Genomic DNA, 18,009 nt, shown 5'->3' on the forward strand with positions numbered 1-18,009 from the left:
GACCCCGTGACGACGACCCGCCTCTCGGCCCGCGCGGCCATCGCCTCCGTGACCGACCCCGGCAGCTTCGCCGAACTCCCCGCACCCCGGCGGGAGTCGGGACCCGACGGGCCCCTCGCCTGGGAGGGCTACGACGACTCCCGCGCCCGCGCCGCCGCGCGGACCGGCGAGGAGGAGTCCGTCGTCGTCGGCACCGCCCGTTTCGGCGGTCGGGAAGCGGCCCTGATCTCCTTCGAGTTCGGCTTCCTCGGCGGGTCGCTCGGCGAGCGCACCGGAGACCGGCTCGAAGCCGCCTACACGTACGCCCGGGAGCACCGCCTCCCCCTCGTCTCCCTCATCGCGACCGGCGGCTCCCGGATGCAGGAGGGCATGCTCGCGCTGACCCAGCTCCAGCGCGTGGCCCGCCAGTGCGTGCTGACCCGGGCGGCCGGGCTCCCCCAGCTCGCCGTGCTGCGCGACCCCACCACCGGCGGCGGCTGGGCCACCCTGGGCGCCGGGGCCGACGTGGTCCTCGCGCTCCCCGGGGCCCAGGTCGGCTTCGCCGGCTCCCGGGTGCGGCCGGCGGACGCGGATCCGGCGGCCTACTCCGCCGAGGGGCAGTACGCCGCCGGTCACGTGGACGCCGTGGTCCCCGCGCCCGAGTTGTCCGGCGCCCTCGCCGACTGGCTGCGCGTGCTGACCGCGCCCCGGCCCGCCGGGCCCGTCGAACCCCCTCGCGCGCCGGCCTCGGCCCGACCCCCGCGCAGCGGCTGGGAAGCCGTACGGCAGGCCCGGCACCCCGACCGCCCGCACGCCGGGGCGTACCTGGACGCGTACTTCGAGCTGCGCCTGCCGCTCTCCGGGGACCGCGCCGGCGGCACCGACCCCGGCATGCTGTGCGGGTTCGGGCTGCGCGAGGGGCGGGCCGTCGCGTACGCCGCCCAGTGCGGCACCGCGACCCGCCCGGCCGGCTACCGTACGGCCTCCCGCGTCATCCGCCTCGCGGACCGGCTCGGCATCCCCGTGCTCACCCTGGTGGACACCCCCGGCGCGGCCAACGACGCGGCCGCCGAACACGCGGGCGCCGGCGCGGCCATCGCGGACACCTTCGCGGCGCTGGCCGGCGCGACCGTCCCCGTGACGACCCTGCTCATCGGCGAGGGCGGCTCGGGCGGCGCGCTCGCGCTGGCGGCGCCGGGGAACACCTGGGTCACCCCGGACAGCTACTTCTCGGTGATCGCCCCGGAACTGGCGGCGGCCATCCTCAAGCGCCCCCCGGCCTCCGCCCCCGCCACCGCCGACCAGCTCCGTGTCCGTCCCCAGGACCTGGTGGCCCTGGGGGTCGTCCGCGGCATCGTCACGCCCGAGGAGCAGGCCTAGTACCGGCCGCGCCCGGGCAGTTCCACGTCCACCCGGTACAGCCGGGTGATCTGCTGCGGGAGCTCGTTGTCGTCACTGGCCAGCAGCAACCGGACCCGGTCGGCGCCGTCGTGGTCGGTGACGACCATGCCCTCGACGTTGTCCACGAGCGGGTGGTTCTGCGGCAGCTTCGACGGGGCGCCCAGCGGCGGGCAGTCATTGAAGTCGCCGATCGCGGTCTTGCGGGCGAGCCTCAGCCCCGGGCCCTCCGTCAGCGTCCGCACCTTCGAGGTGTCCGTCGCGCCCAGCGGATCGGCGACGTACAGCCGCACGGTGATCGCGAACTCCCGTGTGAAGCCGCGCTCCAGCACGATCAGCCGGCCGTCGCGGGTCGGCGCGAGCTCGACGAGCCCGTGCCCGGCGTCCACCGGGTAGGCGAACTGGCGGCCCAGTACGAACTCCCCGCCGCGCCGCTCCCAGGTCTGGATCCGCTGGAGGGTCCGGCCCCGCGCGTCCTTGCCGTCCCCGGCCAGCCCGCCTTCGACGCCCGCGACCAGCGTGTGGCCCCCGGGCAGCAGGGTGAGCGACTCGAAGGTGGTGTTGACGGCGGCCCGACCCTCGGGCACGAGGCGGAAGTCGTCCGGGATCGGCAGCGTGCCCAGCACCCGCCCGTCGCGGCCGTAGCGCCGGATGGCGGGCGCGGTCTCGTCCGTGACGAGGTACGACCCGTCCCGGTCGACGACGATCCCCTCGGAGTCGATCACCTTCCCCGCGCCGTCCGTCAGCGGCAGCCGCGCGGTGGCCGTGGCCGTCGGGGTGTCCCCGCGGCCCACCTTCAGCGAGTACAGCGCCGACTTGTCGGAGATGGCGGCCACCGTGCCGTCCTTGTCGACGGCCAGACCGGAGATGCCGCCGACCAGCCGCCCGTCGAGCGCGGTCTTGTCCAGCGAGTCGGAATAGCCCGCCACGGAGAGGTACGGGGAGCAGGTGCCCCCGCCGGCCGGCCGGGCCGCCGCGGCGGCGGGCGGCGCGAGCGTGCCGCAGAGCGCGGCGGCGGCCACCGCGGTGGTGGCGAGCGTACGAAGGCGCATGAAGGCCTTCCTCCTGGTTCGACGGGATGACACACGGATCGGAACTGCCGAACTGTCATATGTCGAACAGAAAGAAATGGGAAGGTCTCGCAACGCGACGGCAACGAACCCGGCAACTCCCCTTCACAATCGGCCGGATCGGGCGAACCGGGCCGGACCGACCCCCACGTGCCGCCCGAAGTGCCGCGTCAGGTGCGCCTGGTCGTGGAACCCCGCCGCGACGGCCGCGGCGGCCGGCCCCATCCCCGCCAGCAGCAGTCCCCGCGCCAGCGCCACCCGCCGCCCGATGAGGTACGCGTGCGGCGGCAGCCCGTACGCCGTGCGGAAGCTCCGGATCAGGTGCGTGGGATGGGGGTTGCCCAGCTCCGCCGAGGCCTGCTCCAGGGTGATCCCCTCGACCACCCGGGCATCGAGCAGCTCCCGCAGCCGCCCGGCGAGACCGGTCCCCTGGTCCCCGTCCGCGGGCGCCTCCCGCCCGGTCAGCCACCGGAGCAGCCGCTCCCGTACGAAGGCCAGCCGCGACTGGGCCTCGAACGGATCCCGCTCCGCCAGCGCCAGGTGCAGCCCGTGCACGCGCTCGCGCAGCGCCGGGTCGGACAGCAGCGGGGCGTCGACGGCGGCCCCGGTCAGCCGTTCCGGCAGCACGGAGGTGTCCAGGTACAGGTTCCGCTTGCGGAAACCGGCCTCGGTGACGGTACGCCCGTCGTGCACCACCCCGGGCGGCAGCAGGATCACCTGGTCCGAGACCCCGACGCCGTGCCGCTCCCGGTCGAGGGCGAAGTCGACGCGCCCGCCGTCCAGGATCATCAGCGTCCAGGTGTCGTGCACGTGGGCGGGGTACGCGTGCTCGGTGAAGCGTGCGTGGAAGACCTCGGCGATGCCGTTCACCGGCGGCCGCCAGGCGGAAACGCTGCTGTGCGGGCGTAAGGGGGTCATGTCAGGAACGTACAAGACCGCCCCGCACCCGCCCCGGCACGCTGTCCGCATGACGACACCGAAGGTCAACATCGCCGAGAAGCTCGCCGGTTTCACCGAGCACTGGGCCCCGCACCGCATCGCACGCGTCAACGACTACGAAGTCAAGGTCGCCAAGTTGCAGGGCGAGTTCGTCTGGCACGCCCACGAGGACACCGACGAGCTGTTCCTCGTGGTCAGCGGCACGCTGACGATCCGGCTGCGCGGCGGGGACGTGGTCCTCGGACCCGGCGAGATCCACGTCGTCCCGCGCGGGGTGGAGCACTGCCCGGTCGCCGAAGAAGAGGTCGAACTCCTCCTCTTCGAGCCGTCGGGCACCACCAACACCGGCACGGCGGGCGGCGCCCGCACCCGCGAGGCGGTGGACGCGTAACGCCCGCCCGCCGGGACACGGGGGCACGGCCCCCGCCCGGCGGTCCCGGCGTTCAGGCCTGGGGGGAGCGGGCGTCGTAGCGGGCGAAGCCCCGCCAGCGCAGGGCGAGCAGGCCCAGCACCAGCACGCACGCGAGGCCCCCGCCCGTGACCGCCACGGTGGGGGACGTCAGGTCGGCGGCGGTCCCGGCGAGGAAGTCCCCGAGCCGGGGCCCGCCCGCGACGACCACGATGAACACGCCCTGGAGGCGCCCCCGCATCTCGTCCGGGGTGGCGGCCTGCATCATCGTGCTCCGGAACACCATCGAGATGGTGTCCGCGCAGCCGGCCAGGGCGAGGAAGAACAGCCCGAGCCACAGGTTCCGGGTGAGCCCGAAGACGGCGATGGCCAGTCCCCACCCGGCCACGGACAGCAGGATCGCCAGCCCGTGCCGGCGGATCCGCCCCTGCCAGCCCGAGAACAGCCCGCCCAGCAGCGCCCCGACGGCGGGCGCGGCCACCAGCAGGCCGACCGTCTTCGCGTCGCCGCCGTACCAGAGCCCGGCGACGGCCGGGAACAGTGCCTTCGGCTGCGCCAGCACCATGGCGGCCATGTCGGAGAAGAAGGTCATCCGGATGTTCGGCCGGGTCCCGAGGAAGCGCAGTCCGTCGAGGACCGAGGCCCTCCCCCGCTCGCCCTCGGCCCGGTCCGGCTTCATCGAGGGCAGCCGCCACACCGCATAGAGCGCGGCGGTGAAGGTGACGGCGTCGATCAGGTAGGCGGCCTGGTAGCCCCACCAGCCGACGATCAGCCCGCCCAGCATCGGGCCGATCATCGTCCCGGAGGTCATGGTCACGGAGTTCAGCGCGTTGGCGGCGGGCAGCTGCTCGGCCGGCAGCAGCCTCGGGATCATGGCGGACCGCGCCGGTCCGGCGAGCGCCCCGGCCACCGCCTGGAGCGCGACGACGGCGTACAGGAACCACACCCGGTGGTAGTCGAGCAGCGCGGCCGCGGCGAGCGCGACGGACAGCGCGGCGGAGCCGAGGGCGCTGTAGAGGCCGAGCTTGCGGCGGTCCAGGGTGTCGGCGATGGCGCCGCCGTAGAGACCGAAGGCGACGAGCGGGACGAGCGCGAAGAGTCCGACGAGCCCGACCGCGAAGCTGGAGCGGGTGATGTCGTAGACCTGGAGCGAGATCGCGAGGGCGGTCATCGCCTGCCCGAGCCAGGAGATGGTGCTGCCGACCCACAGCCTCCGGTAGTGCGCGGAGGTGCGCAGCGGGGTCAGGTCGGCGAATATTCGCTGCCGGGAATGCGGGCGAGTGGGCGTGGTCGTATCGGGCACAGCGGATGATAACCACCGGCCCGCCGCCGCTCCGAGCGGGTTTTGCGGCGTTCACACACCGGCAACAGTCGCCCCACCCGGCTCCGGGATCCCGACGCAGGCGAATTCCTGCCGGTAACTCGCCACTATCACCGGACATTTGACCGAATCGCCGTGCGCTACTCGCCTCTGGTTCAGCTCATGATGAAAAGACTCGTATGTCCAGGGAGGCGCAGTGATCGAACCTGGCAACAGCACCACGAGCACCGGCACCGCGCGGAACACGGTGCGCACCACCGTCCCCCTCACCGTCGGGGTCGAGGAGGAGTTCCTCCTCGTCGACGCCCGCACCTTCCGGGTGGTCCCGGCCGCCCCGCTCGTCCTCGCCACCGCCGGCGGGCTGCCGGGCGAACTGCACCCGGAGGGCACCCGCTACCAGGTGGAGATCTCCACGCCGGTCGCCCACGGGGCGGATTCGCTGCGGACGGAGCTCGCCGCGCTGCGGCGCACCCTCGGCCGGGCGGCCCGGGCCCACGGCTGCCGGCTGCTGGCCGCGCCCTCGCCGGTCGTGGCCGTGGAGGGGCCGCTCCACCTGACCGACGACGAGCCGCGCCAGCGCGAGCAGCACCGCCGCTTCGGCGCGCTCACCGACACCCTCGTCAGCTGCGGCCGCCACGTCCACGTGGGGAGCCTCGACGAGGACACCGCCGTCGCGGTGTCCAACCGGGTCAGACCCTGGCTGCCGACGTTGATCGCGCTGGCCGCCAACTCGCCGTTCTGGGGCGGACGTGACACGGGTCACGCCAGCTGGCGGGCGATGGCCTGGTCGGGGTGGCCCTCGGCGGGGCCGCCCCCGCACTTCACGTCCACGGCCCATTTCCGGCGCTCGGTGCAGACCCTGCTCGGCTCGGGGGCGGCCCTGGACACCAAGATGGTCTATTGGGACCTGCGCCCCTCGGGGCGCTGGCCGACGCTCGAACTCCGGGCTCCCGACATGTCCCCGGACATCGACGGAGCCGTGCTCCAGGCCGAGCTGACCCGCGCCCTGGTGGGAACGGCCCTGCGCGAGATCGCGGAGGAGCGCCCCGATCCACCCGTACGGGACGACGTACTGCGCCTCGCGCGCTGGCGGGCCGCGCACGACGGGCTGGAGGGCTTCGGCCTCGACCCGTACACGGGGGCGGAACTCCCCGCGGCGGACATGGCGGAGGCCCTGCTGGACCGGGTCGCCCCGGAACTGGCCGAGTCGGGCGATCTCGACCACGCGGCCAAGACCCTGGGCGGCCTGCTGCGCGACGGTTCGGGAGCGCACCGCCAGCGCGCCGCCTTCGCCCGCCGCCAGGACCTGAACGACGTACTGCGCCATCTGGCGGACGAGACGGAGAACTTCTAGCCGGACCGCCGGGCGGGGCGGGGCGGCCGCAGAGGCACCGGTGCGGCCGGCCCGCCCCGGTGCCCCCGCGCCGCCCCGCCGCCGCGCCGCCGCCCCCGTCCGGCCCACCGCGCGGCGGGTCGGCCCGGCGGGCCCTTTGACGGCTGGAAGCATGCATCCATGTCATCCCGGGCAGGCACGGCCGAGAGTTCCGCGAAGTCGCGCATCGTCCTGTTGACGCTCGCGTCCGGGCAGTTCCTGATGGCCCTCGACAGCTCCGTCATGAACGTCTCCATCGCCACGGTGGCCGAGGACGTCGGCACGAACGTGACGGGCATCCAGGGCGCGATCACCGCCTACACCCTCGTCATGGCGATGTTCATGATCCCCGGCGGCAAGGTCGGGGCGCTGATCGGCCGCAGGCGCGCGTTCGTGATCGGCTGCTGCATCTACGGGCTGGGCTCCCTCACCACCGCGCTGGCGCCGAACCTCACCGTGCTGCTGCTGGGCTGGGCGCTCCTGGAGGGACTCGGGGCCTCGCTCATCCTGCCCGCGATCGTGTCGCTCGTCGCCGGCAACTTCTCCGTCGAACGCCGTCCCGCCGCCTACGGCCTCATCATGGCCGCGGGAGCGATCGCGATCGCCGTCGGGCCGCTCATCGGCGGCATCGCGACGACCTACTTCTCCTGGCGGTGGGTCTTCGCCGGGGAGGTCCTGGTGGTACTCGCCATCCTGCTCCTCGCGCGCCGCATCGCGGACGCCCCGCCCGGTGAGCGCCGGCGCATCGACATCCCGGGCGCGGTCCTCTCCGCTGCCGGGCTCGGGTTGTTCGTCTACGGCGTGCTCCGGTCCGACGAATGGGGCTGGTTCCTGCCGAAGCCCGGCGCGCCCTCCTGGATCGCGGTGTCCCTGACGACGTGGCTGATGCTGGCGGGCATGGCGCTGCTCTGGCTCTTCCTCCGCTGGGAGGCCAAGGTCGTCGGGCGCGGCCGCGATCCCCTCGTCGATCCCGACATGCTGCGCAACCCGCAGCTCACCGGCGGCCTGACGATGTTCTTCTTCCAGTACCTCGTGCAGATGGGCGTGTTCTTCGTCGTCCCGCTCTACCTGTCCGTGGCGCTGGGCCTGTCGGCGCTGTCGACCGGTGCCCGCCTGCTGCCGCTGTCGGTGAGCCTGCTGCTGGCCGCGACCCTGATCCCGCGTTTCCTCCCCGACGTCTCGCCGCGGCGCGTGGTGCGGGTCGGGATCTCCGCGCTGCTCGCGGGCGCGGTGGTCCTGATGGCCGCGCTCGACCTCGACGCCGGCGCGGAGATCGTCACCATCCCGCTGCTGCTGATCGGGCTCGGCATGGGGGCGCTGGCCTCCCAGCTCGGGTCGGTCACCGTGTCCGCGGTCCCGCAGGCGCAGAGCGCGGAGGTCGGCGGCGTGCAGAACGCCGTCACGAACCTCGGCGCCTCGATCGGCACGGCACTCGCCGGATCGATCATGATCGCCGCGCTCACCTCCTCCTTCCTGACCAACATCGCCGAGAACCCGGCGGTCCCGGACAGCGTCACGAACCAGGCGACCGCCCAGCTGCAGAGCGGCGCGCCCTTCCTGTCCGACGCCCAACTCAAGACCGCCCTCGACGAGGCCGGAACGAACCCGGAGGTGTCCCAGGCGGCACTGGACGCTAACACCGAGGCCAGGCTCGACGGTCTGCGCGCGGCGCTCGCCATCCTCGCCTTCGCCGCGATCGTCGCCCTGTTCTTCACCCACCGGATCCCCGCGACCCAGCCCCGCTCCCCGGAGCCGTAGCGCCCGCATGAGCGGGCCGGGCCGGGTGCGCAGCATGGAGGCATGGCCGACCGCCCATGGCCTCGGGGGCGCTCCCGGGCCTCGTCCGCGGCCGTCGGGCCCTCCTGGCGGCGGCTCCGGGCGCCGTGCCGAGCGACCCCGCCCACGCCTTCACCGGCGGCAACCACGAGACCGTCACCCGGGCCGCGCTGCCCTGGGAGCCCGTCACGCCGACCGCGATGGCCGATGCCCGTACCGGGGCGGTCAACGCCGACGACCGCCCGCCCTACTTCGGCGTCGGCCCCCTGCACGGCGACAATGCCGACTACCTCGCGCCGCGCCACGACCCCGCCTACCCCCGCACCCGGGACGAGGCCACGACCGAGCTCCTCGCCTGCGTCCGCACCTCCGTCGCCCGCTTCCGGAACGCGGTCCGGGCCGCCGACGGCCTCGTGGACGCCGACGGCAGGGTGCGCGCCGACCAGAACGACCTGTCCTCCCCCTGCACCTGGGACGAGGGCTCCGACCGGGCCAAATGCTCCGCACTCGAACAGCTCGGCCGAGGCCGGCACCCGCTCCGAGACGGGCGGCAACTTCGGACGCGCGACGGCCGGAGCCACCGCCGAGATCACCCGCCAGTGGAACGACTTCAAGGCCGAACCGCCGGCCACGTACCCCGACCACGACCGCGGCGCCCGGATGATCCGCGCCCTCACCCACGACGCCCCGGCCGGCACCTGCTCCTGAGCGCGGCGACCTCAGGACGTGAGCTGGTAGAGGCTCCTGCCCACGATCCACAGCCCCAACAGGAGGCAGGAGACGACGATCGCCGGTTCCTTGTGCGCGTTCAGCCACTCCCACAGGTTCGTCAGGGCCTGGTGCGCCCGTTCCGGCGCGAACACCATGTACAGCTCCATGGCCAGCAGGGTGGCACTGGCGAGCAGGCAGAACCCCATCAGCGCCAGGTAGGACTCGGTGTGGGAGAGGTCCGCCTCCACCACGGTGCTGGCGGCGAGGCCGACCATGCCCCAGGGCTGGAGGAGCACCGCGAGCGTGGCCGCGGACCAGAAGGTGGCCTGGTCGGTGCGGGAGGTGATGGCACTCTTCGGGGCCTCCGGCTTCGCCTGCACCGCACCACCGTCGGCCGCCACGGCCGCGCTCTTCCTCCGCCGCCGCTTGCGCTCGCTGTAGACGATCAGTCCCACGCCGAGGACCAGCTTGATCGCGAGCACCGCGGTGGACGGCGGGGACCTCGGCGGCGGCGGCTCCCCATTGGTCAGGAGCAGCACGATGGCGATCACGAGGACCAGGCAGCCGAGCCAGGCCAGGATGAACACCAGCCCCTTCCACACCCCGCGCGGCGCCGACACCACCAGTACGAAGGCCAGGATCGGCAGCGGGTAGAGGGTGATGACGAGGCCGATGAGGAACAGGTCGAGCGCCATGGCGCGGACGTCTCCGGCCTACGCCGCGAGGACCTTGGCCTTGGCCTGCTCGAACTCGGCGGCCGTGATGTCACCGCGGTTCCTGAGCTCGGCGAGCCGCCCGAGCTCGTCCGCCCGGCTGCCGGTCCCGGCGCTCTCCCTCACGTGGGAGCGGAACGCCTCCTCGCGGTCCCGAGCCCGCCGCAGGTCCCGTTCGCCCATTCCGCGCCCCCGGGCGAGCAGGTACACGAACACGCCCAGGAACGGCAGGATGATCACGAAGACGGTCCACCCCGCCTTGCCCCAGCCGCTCAGGTCGTCGTCACGGAAGACGTCGGCGAAGACGCGGAAGAGCAGGACGAACCAGAGGATCCAGAGAAAGATGATCATCATCGTCCAGAACGCGCCCAGCAGCGGGTAGTCCGCCGCCAGGTCCTGAAGGGACTGCGTCATGGCCGGCCTCCTGTCACCGGCGGGCACGAGCCTCCCGGCAGTCCCATGGTCGGCCCATCCCCCGGTGATCGCCACGCAGCCCGGATCCGCCCGGGGGGCCGGTCGAGCGCGCCCTCGGCGCCCCCTGGCGCAAGGTCCATCTGGTCTAGACTCCCCCGAGCATCCCCGTTCGCCGCGTAGACCGAACCAGTCCGCCGCCAAGAGGCCCGGGGGTGGATCGGAACCCTGGGGGACAGTCACGTGGAGCCAATGAACCAGCCTGCGCGGGGCATACCCACCGCGGCCACCCCTGCCGGTCGCGGCCGGAACCCGCGGGCCGGCGGGCGCCTCGTGGTGCTGGACGGGCTGCGCATCCTCGCCGCGCTGATGGTGGTGTTCCACCACTACGTCGGGTACGGCGGCGCCGCCTCCGGCGCGGGCAACGCGTGGTCGCGCCCGATCGCCCACGTCTTCCCGCTGGCCTCGAAGTTCGGGGCCTACACGTGGACGGGTGTCAGCCTGTTCTTCCTGATCAGCGGCTTCGTGATCGGCATGAGCACCTGGGGACGGGGGCTGGGCGACTTCTTCACGTCCCGGGTCGTGCGCCTGTACCCGGCCTACTGGTTCGGGGTGCTGGCGACCACCGCCGTGCTGACGCTCTGGCCGATGGTGGTCCGGCCGCTGCACGCGCACGAGGTGCTGGCGAACCTGACGATGCTTCAGGGTGCGATGCACATCACCAACGTGGACGCCTCGTACTGGACGCTCTGGTACGAGCTCTGCTTCTACCTGCTCTTCGGCATCGTCGTCCGAAGGGGCCTCACCTACCGCCGCGTGGTCGCCTTCTGCATGCTGTGGACGGTGGCGGGGCTGGCGAGCGTCGCGATGGAGTGGGGCCCCCTCCAGGTGATCGCGATGCCCTGGATCTCCTCGTTCTTCATCGCCGGCCTCGCCTACTACCTGATGTACCGCTTCCGGCCGACCTCGCTGCTCTGGGGCATCGTCGGCGTCAGCCTCGTGCTGTCCCTCGTCTACGCCCGCGACCACCAGCGCGCGATCGACGAGGCGCTCGGCGGCCGGCACCTGCCGGTCTGGCCCGCCTACGTGATGATCCTGCTGTGCTACGCGGTGATGGCCGCCGTGTCGCTCGGGTGGCTCTCCCGCGTCCGTTGGCGCTGGCTGACGGTCGCCGGTTCCCTGACGTACCCGCTGTACCTGCTGCACGAGGCGATCGGCTGGACGGCCATCCGGCTGCTCCACGACCGGGTCCCGAAGTGGACCCTGGTCGGGCTGGTCACGGTCGGCATGCTGGTGGCCGCGTACCTGGTGCACCGGATCGTCGAACGCCCCCTCTCCCGGCTGCTGAAGCGCGGTATCGGCTCGGGCCTGGCCGAACTCCGGGCGGGCGGTACTCCCGCCCCCGCCGGCCCCGCGGCGGGAGACGGTTTCCGGCCGGGCTCGCCGGCTCCGACCGAAGCCGCCGCCGAGCGGCCGACGACCGTCCGGGTCTGAACCCTCCCCGCCCCCGGGAACGCGAAAGGCGGCCCCGGGGGGCCGCCAGGATCACCGTGGTGACTCGCGTGACCAGAGACATCCCTGATCGGATCGTTTCTGCACACCTGGTGTGCGGTGGGGCGGGTGGGACTCGAACCCACGGCCGACGGATTATGAGTCCGCTGCTCTAACCGGCTGAGCTACCGCCCCTTCACGGCGTGGCGCGTACATCTGTGCGCGCCGTCTGCCGCAGCATAGCCGCTCATACGATCTCCTGCCTCGGTTGCCTCGCATGATCGGCTTCGCCTGTTCAGAGAGACCGTCCTGAGGGCTGCCCGGTTCCAGGACCGGGCAAAAAAGAAGAGGACCCGCTCGGGGCCCTCTTCTTCTTTTTCTCGCTCCCCCGGCTGGACTCGAACCAGCAACCCTCCGGTTAACAGCCGAATGCTCTGCCAATTGAGCTACAGGGGATCGCGCTCCCCCGACTGGACTCGAACCAGTAACCTGCCGGTTAACAGCCGGCTGCTCTGCCAATTGAGCTACAGGGGATTGCTGCGGTGCATCGAACGGCCCACCTCCGGCCTTGCCGGGGGGCGAGCGCCCGTTGCGAGTCATAGATTAGCGCAAGCAGGGGGGTGCTCCGCCAATCGGTATCGGCAGCGGGCCGGGCACCACACGACGAAGGGTGGCAGGCATGCGATACAAGGCGACCTTCCTGGCCGGACTGGCCCTCGGTTACGTGCTCGGAACCCGGGCCGGGCGCGAGCGGTACGAGCAGCTGAAGAAGTCCGCGCGGGAGCTCGCGCAGAACCCGGCGGTGCGCAACGCCGCCGAGACCGCGGGGCACAACGGGCGCGTGTACGCCGGGAAGGCCTTCGCCGCGGTGAGCGAGAAGGTCGGCGACGCCGTCCCGGACTCCCTGGCCGGGCGGGTGCGGGGGCTGAGGGACCGCCGGGCCGGCGGCTTCGACGACGACTGGGGCACCAGCAACACCTGAGGCGCATGCCGTGAGCCGTGAGGTTCCCGGGACCCGTGGGGTTCCGGGAACCCCACGGGACTTCCGTGCACTCCGGAGAGGTCAGTACCGGTCGTATGTGCGGCAGAATTCTCCACATGGGGATAGTCGCCGGGTTGGACAGCTCTTCAACCTTCACTCGCATCGTCGTCTGTGACACCGAAACCGGTGCCGTCCTGCGCCAGGGCTACGCGCCCCATCCGCAGCCCGCGGGAGAGGCCGACGGAGCCAACCCCCACGAGACCGATCCCCAGACCTGGCTGCTCTCCCTCGGCGAGGCCGCCGGCGGCGGGCTCCTCGAAGGGGTCCAGGCCATCGGCGTCTCCGCGCAGCAGCACGGTCTGCTGCCGCTCGACGCGCAGGGCGGCCTCGTACGTCCCGCCCTGGTCGGCAACGACAAGCGCGGCCAGGTCGCGGCCGCCGACCTGATCGAGGCCTTCGGGGGCAGGGCGGCCTGGGCCGAGGCGGTGGGCTCGGTCCCGCACTCCGCGCAGCCCCTCGCGAAGCTCGCCTGGCTGGCCCGCAACGAGCCCGAGGCGGCCCGTCGGGTGGCCGTGCTGATGTCCCCGCACGACTGGCTGGTGTGGCAGCTGCTGGGCCGTCCCGCCCGGCGGACCACCGACCGGGGCGGGGCCTCCGGTACCGGCTACTGGTCCCCCGCCACCGGAGCCTGGCGGCCCGACCTCGTCGAGCTCGCGCTCGGCCACCGGGCGCTGCTGCCCGAGGTCCTCGGCCCGGCCGACGCCGCCGGCACCACGCCCGAGGGGCTGCTGATCTCCGCCGGCACCGGCGAGACGATGGCAGCCGCGATGGGGCTCGGGATGGGCCCCGGCGACGCCGTGGTCTCGCTCGGCGCCTCCGGTTCGGTGATGGCGGTGCACCACGAGGCACTGTCGGAGCCCGGCGGGCTGATCACCTCGCTGGCCGACGCCACCGGCATGCACCTTCCCGTGGTGAACACCTCCAACGCCGTACGGGCCCTGCGCGGCACCGCCGAGTTGCTGGGCACCGATCTGGAGGGGCTGAGCGAGCTCGCGCTGAAGTCGACGCCGGGCGCGCACGGACTCGTACTGCTCCCCTACCTGGAGGGTGAGCGGACGCCGAACCTGCCGCACGCCGCGGGGACCCTGTCAGGGCTGCGCCGGGACTCCATGAAGCCGGAGCACCTGGCACGGGCCGCCTTCGAGGGCATGCTGTGCGGGCTGGTGGACGCGCTGGACGTGCTGCGTTCGCGCGGGGCCGTGATCCGCCGGGTGTTCCTGCTCGGCGCGGCGGCCGAGCTGCCCGCCGTACAGGCCACGGCCCCGGGGCTGTTCGGGACCCAGGTCGTGGTGCCGGCCCCGGCCGACTACGCGGCGCTGGGCTCGGCGCGGCAGGCGGCGTGGGCGCTCGGCGTGGCGCAGGGCACGCTCGCCCCGCACACCCCGCCGGTCTGGCCCGCCCCGCCGGCACAGGTCTTCGAGCCGGGCGAGGACCTCCCCGCCGGGCAGGCCGTGCGCCAGCAGTACGTCGCGACGCGCGAGCAGATCCATCCGGGCGCGTTCCAGGGCCCCGGGGCCCCGCAGCAGTAGCCTCCGCGGGGCTCCGCGCCCGTGGGGCCCCGGGGCTCCGCGGGCGTAGGACGGCGGGCGCGGCGCGGTCTACGCCTTTTGACCGGGCTTTGCGAAATCCGCTGGGGTTCGGGGGGCCGGTTGGCCCAAGATGGACTGAACCCCCTCGATCATGCCGACCGGAGCCTGCGCGTGCTCATACGACTTCTGCGGACTCACCTCCGTCCGTACAAGCAACCGATCGCCGCGCTGGTCCTGCTGCAACTGCTGCAGACCAGCGCGAGCCTCTACCTGCCCACACTCAACGCGGACATCATCGACAACGGTGTCGTCCACGGGGACACCGGCTACATCCTGCGCTTCGGTGCGCTGATGCTCGGCGTCTCGCTCGTCCAGCTCGTCTGCAACGCCGGGGCCGTCTACTACGGCGCCCGTACCGCGGCCGCCGTCGGCCGTGACGTCCGTGCTTCCGTCTTCGACCGGGTACAGAGCTTCTCCGCACGGGAACTCGGCCACTTCGGCGCCCCGTCGCTGATCACCCGTACGACGAACGACGTCCAGCAGATCCAGATGCTGGTGCTGATGACCTTCACGCTGATGGTGTCGGCGCCGATCATGTGCGTCGGCGGCATCTTCATGGCGCTCTCGCTCGACGTGAAGCTGTCGGGCGTGCTGCTCGCCGTGGTCCCGGTGCTCGGCCTGTCGGTCGGTGCGATCGTCTTCAAGACGCGGCCGCTGTTCCGCACGATGCAGGTCCGGCTCGACACCGTGAACCGGGTGCTGCGCGAGCAGATCACCGGCAACCGGGTGATCCGCGCCTTCGTCCGCGACGACTACGAGAAGGACCGCTTCCGGGAGGCCAACGCGGACCTCACCGGGGTCTCGCTGGCCGCGGGCAAGCTGCTGGCGCTGATGTTCCCCACCGTGATCCTGGTCGTGAACATCTCCAGCGTCGCGGTCATCTGGTTCGGTGCGATGCGCGTCGACAGCGGCGGCATGGAGATCGGCCAGCTGACGGCCTTCCTCGCCTACCTGATGCAGATCGTCATGGCCGTGATGATGGCCACCTTCATGTTCATGATGGTGCCGCGCGCCGAGGTGTGCGCCGAGCGCGTCCAGGAGGTCCTGGACACCGAGTCGAGCGTGGCCCCGCCGGTCGACCCGGTGACCAAGCTCCTCGCGCGCGGCCGCCTGGAACTGCGCGGCGCCGACTTCCGCTACCCGGGCGCCGAGGCACCCGTGCTGCGCGGGGTGAACCTGGTGGCCCGCCCCGGCGAGACCACCGCGGTGATCGGCTCCACCGGCAGCGGCAAGTCCACCCTGCTCGGCCTGGTCCCGCGGCTCTTCGACGCGACCGGCGGCGAGGTGCTCGTGGACGGCGAGGACGTGCGCCGGCTCGACCCGGAGCTGCTCGCCCGGACGGTCGGGATGGTCCCGCAGAAGCCGTACCTGTTCTCCGGAACCGTCGCCTCCAACCTGCGCTACGGGCGCCCGGACGCGACCGACGAGGAGCTGTGGCGGGCCCTGGAGGTGGCCCAGGCCAAGGAGTTCGTGTCCGAGCTGGACGGCGGCCTGGAGGCCGCCATCACCCAGGGCGGAACCAATGTCTCCGGCGGCCAGCGCCAGCGTCTGGCCATCGCCCGAACGCTGGTGCAGCGCCCGGAGATCTATCTCTTCGACGACTCGTTCTCGGCCCTGGACTACGCGACGGACGCGGCGCTGCGCGCGGCGCTCGGCCGCGAGACCGAGGAGGCGACCGTGGTCATCGTCGCCCAGCGGGTCTCCACGATCCGCGACGCCGACCGGATCATCGTGCTCGACGAGGGCGAGGTCGTCGGCGAGGGGCGCCATCACGAACTGATGGCCGGCAATGAGACCTACCGGGAGATCGTGCTCTCCCAGCTGACGGAGGCGGAGGCCGCATGAGCGGGCCCGGAGGACGGATGATGATGGGACCGGCCCAACGGTCCCTGGACTTCAAGGGATCGGGCAAGCGCCTGCTGGGCCAGCTCGCCCAGGACCGGGCCAAGCTGTGGGGCATGGTCGCCGCGGTCGTCGGCAGCGTCGGCTGCGCGGTGGTCGGCCCGAAGATCCTCGGCGAGGCCACCGACCTGGTGTTCGCGGGGATCGTCGGCCGGCAGCTGCCGGCCGGCATCACCAAGCAGCAGGCGCTGGACGGGATGCGCGCCAAGGGTCAGGGCGGGATGGCGGACATGCTGTCCGGCACCGACTTCACCCCGGGCCAGGGCATCGACTTCGGTGCCGTCGGGGTCGTGGCGATCTGGGCGCTGGTGGTCTTCACCCTGGCCGGTCTGCTGATGCTGGTGGCGACGCGGCTGTCGAACCACGTCATGAACGGCACCGTGTACCGGATGCGCGAGGAGCTCCAGGCCAAGCTGTCGCGGCTGCCGCTCTCGTACTTCGACCGGCAGAAGCGCGGCGAGGTCCTCAGCCGGGCCACGAACGACATCGACAACATCGGGCAGACGCTCCAGCAGACGATGGGGCAGCTGCTGAACTCGCTGCTGACGATCGTCGGCGTGCTCGTGATGATGTTCTGGATCTCGCCGCTGCTGGCGCTGGTCGCGCTGGTGACCGTGCCGGTCTCGGTCTTCGTCGCGGCGAAGATCGGCAAGAAGTCCCAGCCGCAGTTCGTGGCGCAGTGGAAGACGACCGGCGCGCTCAACGCCCACATCGAGGAGATGTACTCGGGGCACACGCTGGTGAAGGTCTTCGGCCGGCAGAAGGAGTCCGCGGCGCTGTTCGCCGAGCAGAACGAGGCCCTGTACCGGGCTTCGTTCAAGGCGCAGTTGGTCAGCGGTCTGATGCAGCCGGTGATGTTCTTCATATCGAACATCAACTACGTGCTGGTCGCGGTCGTCGGCGGTCTGCGGGTGGCCTCGGGCACCCTGTCGATCGGTGACGTGCAGGCCTTCATCCAGTACTCGCGGCAGTTCTCGATGCCGCTGTCGCAGGTCGCGTCGATGGCGAACCTCGTGCAGTCCGGCGTCGCCTCGGCGGAGCGGGTGTACGAGCTGCTGGACGCGGAGGAGCAGGAGCCGGACGCCGAGGTTCCGGAGCGGCCGGAGGAGCTGCGCGGGCAGGTCACCCTCGACAAGGTGGCCTTCCGCTACGAGCCGGACAAGCCGCTGATCGAGAACCTGTCGCTGACGGTCGAGCCGGGTCACACGGTCGCGATCGTCGGCCCGACGGGCGCCGGCAAGACCACGCTCGTCAATCTGCTGATGCGGTTCTACGAGGTCACGGGCGGGGAGATCGCCCTGGACGGCGTGGACATCGCGAAGATGACCCGCGAGGAACTGCGCGGCTCCATCGGCATGGTGCTCCAGGACACCTGGCTGTTCGGCGGCACCATCGCGGAGAACATCGCCTACGGCGCCTCGCGCGAGGTGACGCGGGACGAGGTCGAGGAGGCGGCGCGGGCCGCCCACGCCGACCGGTTCATCCGCACCCTGCCGGACGGCTACGACACCGTGCTGGACGACGAGGGCGCGGGCGTCAGCGCGGGCGAGAAGCAGCTCATCACCATCGCCCGGGCGTTCCTGTCCGACCCGGTGATCCTGGTGCTCGACGAGGCGACGAGCTCCGTCGACACCCGTACCGAGGTGCTGATCCAGAAGGCGATGGCCCGGCTCGCGCACGGCCGTACGTCCTTCGTCATCGCGCACCGGCTGTCCACGATCCGCGACGCGGACGTGATCCTGGTGATGGAGAGCGGCTCGATCGTGGAGCAGGGCACGCACGAGGAGCTGCTGGCCTCTGGCGGCGCCTACGCACGGCTGTACGCGGCGCAGTTCGCGCAGGCGGTGGCCGAGGTCGACTGAGGCCCGTGCCCTCCGGGTCCCGCG

Annotated in this window: 14 protein-coding genes and 3 tRNA genes; 9 read left to right on the forward strand and 8 right to left on the reverse strand. The window is 72.4% G+C overall.

Annotation, left to right across the window (positions count from 1 at the left end):
- The first annotated feature begins 6 nt into the window (after positions 1-6).
- A complete protein-coding gene (locus ACFYYJ_RS13170; protein WP_389131763.1) occupies positions 7-1,359 on the forward strand; it encodes a carboxyl transferase domain-containing protein in 1,353 nt (450 codons plus the stop codon).
- Here the strand turns inward: ACFYYJ_RS13170 and ACFYYJ_RS13175 are convergent.
- Positions 1,356-2,429 carry an esterase-like activity of phytase family protein gene (locus ACFYYJ_RS13175; RefSeq protein ID WP_389131764.1) on the reverse strand — a complete coding sequence of 358 codons (1,074 nt, stop codon included), beginning with the start codon at positions 2,427-2,429 and terminating at the stop codon, positions 1,356-1,358. The two genes, ACFYYJ_RS13170 and ACFYYJ_RS13175, sit on opposite strands and share 4 nt — an antisense overlap.
- A gap of 123 nt (positions 2,430-2,552) precedes the next feature.
- On the reverse strand, positions 2,553-3,365 hold the full coding sequence (locus ACFYYJ_RS13180) for an AraC family ligand binding domain-containing protein (RefSeq protein WP_385127767.1): 813 nt from the start codon (positions 3,363-3,365) through the stop codon (positions 2,553-2,555).
- A 49-nt stretch (positions 3,366-3,414) separates the two neighbouring features.
- Between ACFYYJ_RS13180 and ACFYYJ_RS13185 the strand changes: the two genes are divergently transcribed.
- On the forward strand, positions 3,415-3,777 hold the full coding sequence (locus ACFYYJ_RS13185) for a cupin domain-containing protein (RefSeq protein ID WP_385127766.1): 363 nt from the start codon (positions 3,415-3,417) through the stop codon (positions 3,775-3,777).
- Positions 3,778-3,829: 52 nt separating this feature from the next.
- Here the strand turns inward: ACFYYJ_RS13185 and ACFYYJ_RS13190 are convergent, their stop codons facing one another.
- Complete coding sequence (locus tag ACFYYJ_RS13190) at positions 3,830-5,098, reverse strand: MFS transporter (protein WP_389131768.1); 1,269 nt, start codon at positions 5,096-5,098, stop codon at positions 3,830-3,832.
- Between the two features lie 214 nt (positions 5,099-5,312).
- On the opposite strand from ACFYYJ_RS13190, the gene ACFYYJ_RS13195 reads away from it, so the two are divergent.
- Complete coding sequence (locus ACFYYJ_RS13195) at positions 5,313-6,470, forward strand: glutamate--cysteine ligase (RefSeq protein ID WP_389131770.1); 1,158 nt, start codon at positions 5,313-5,315, stop codon at positions 6,468-6,470.
- 159 nt (positions 6,471-6,629) lie between these two features.
- Positions 6,630-8,246 carry an MFS transporter gene (locus ACFYYJ_RS13200; RefSeq protein ID WP_389131772.1) on the forward strand — a complete coding sequence of 539 codons (1,617 nt, stop codon included), beginning with the start codon at positions 6,630-6,632 and terminating at the stop codon, positions 8,244-8,246.
- A gap of 737 nt (positions 8,247-8,983) precedes the next feature.
- On the opposite strand, the gene ACFYYJ_RS13205 is transcribed toward ACFYYJ_RS13200, so the two are convergent.
- On the reverse strand, positions 8,984-9,670 hold the full coding sequence (locus ACFYYJ_RS13205) for a GAP family protein (RefSeq protein ID WP_389131774.1): 687 nt from the start codon (positions 9,668-9,670) through the stop codon (positions 8,984-8,986).
- A gap of 18 nt (positions 9,671-9,688) precedes the next feature.
- A complete protein-coding gene (locus ACFYYJ_RS13210; protein WP_389131777.1) occupies positions 9,689-10,102 on the reverse strand; it encodes an SHOCT domain-containing protein in 414 nt (137 codons plus the stop codon).
- A 249-nt stretch (positions 10,103-10,351) separates the two neighbouring features.
- Between ACFYYJ_RS13210 and ACFYYJ_RS13215 the strand changes: the two genes are divergently transcribed.
- Positions 10,352-11,593 carry an acyltransferase family protein gene (locus tag ACFYYJ_RS13215; RefSeq protein ID WP_389131780.1) on the forward strand — a complete coding sequence of 414 codons (1,242 nt, stop codon included), beginning with the start codon at positions 10,352-10,354 and terminating at the stop codon, positions 11,591-11,593.
- 118 nt (positions 11,594-11,711) lie between these two features.
- On the opposite strand, the gene ACFYYJ_RS13220 is transcribed toward ACFYYJ_RS13215, so the two are convergent.
- The 3 genes from ACFYYJ_RS13220 to ACFYYJ_RS13230 form a co-directional block, all read right to left on the reverse strand.
- Positions 11,712-11,785, reverse strand: a tRNA-Ile gene (locus tag ACFYYJ_RS13220).
- A gap of 188 nt (positions 11,786-11,973) precedes the next feature.
- Positions 11,974-12,046, reverse strand: a tRNA-Asn gene (locus tag ACFYYJ_RS13225).
- Positions 12,047-12,051: 5 nt separating this feature from the next.
- Positions 12,052-12,124 (reverse strand) — tRNA-Asn (locus ACFYYJ_RS13230).
- Positions 12,125-12,269: 145 nt separating this feature from the next.
- On the opposite strand from ACFYYJ_RS13230, the gene ACFYYJ_RS13235 reads away from it, so the two are divergent.
- The 4 genes from ACFYYJ_RS13235 (at position 12,270) to ACFYYJ_RS13250 (ending at position 17,985) form a co-directional block, all read left to right on the forward strand.
- On the forward strand, positions 12,270-12,572 hold the full coding sequence (locus ACFYYJ_RS13235; protein WP_385127754.1) for a YtxH domain-containing protein: 303 nt from the start codon (positions 12,270-12,272) through the stop codon (positions 12,570-12,572).
- Between the two features lie 116 nt (positions 12,573-12,688).
- Complete coding sequence (locus ACFYYJ_RS13240) at positions 12,689-14,161, forward strand: FGGY family carbohydrate kinase (RefSeq protein ID WP_385361710.1); 1,473 nt, start codon at positions 12,689-12,691, stop codon at positions 14,159-14,161.
- A 171-nt stretch (positions 14,162-14,332) separates the two neighbouring features.
- The gene (locus tag ACFYYJ_RS13245; RefSeq protein ID WP_385127750.1) at positions 14,333-16,066 is read left to right on the forward strand and encodes an ABC transporter ATP-binding protein; all 1,734 of its coding nucleotides are present in this window, start codon (positions 14,333-14,335) and stop codon (positions 16,064-16,066) included.
- Positions 16,063-17,985, forward strand: a complete 1,923-nt coding sequence (locus tag ACFYYJ_RS13250) for an ABC transporter ATP-binding protein (protein WP_385127749.1) — start codon at positions 16,063-16,065, stop codon at positions 17,983-17,985. The genes ACFYYJ_RS13245 and ACFYYJ_RS13250 overlap by 4 nt, the downstream gene beginning before the upstream one ends.
- The last annotated feature ends 24 nt before the right edge of the window (positions 17,986-18,009 follow it).

This window comes from Streptomyces sp. NPDC002467 (assembly GCF_042889825.1).
Taxonomy (GTDB): Bacteria; Actinomycetota; Actinomycetes; order Streptomycetales; family Streptomycetaceae; genus Streptomyces.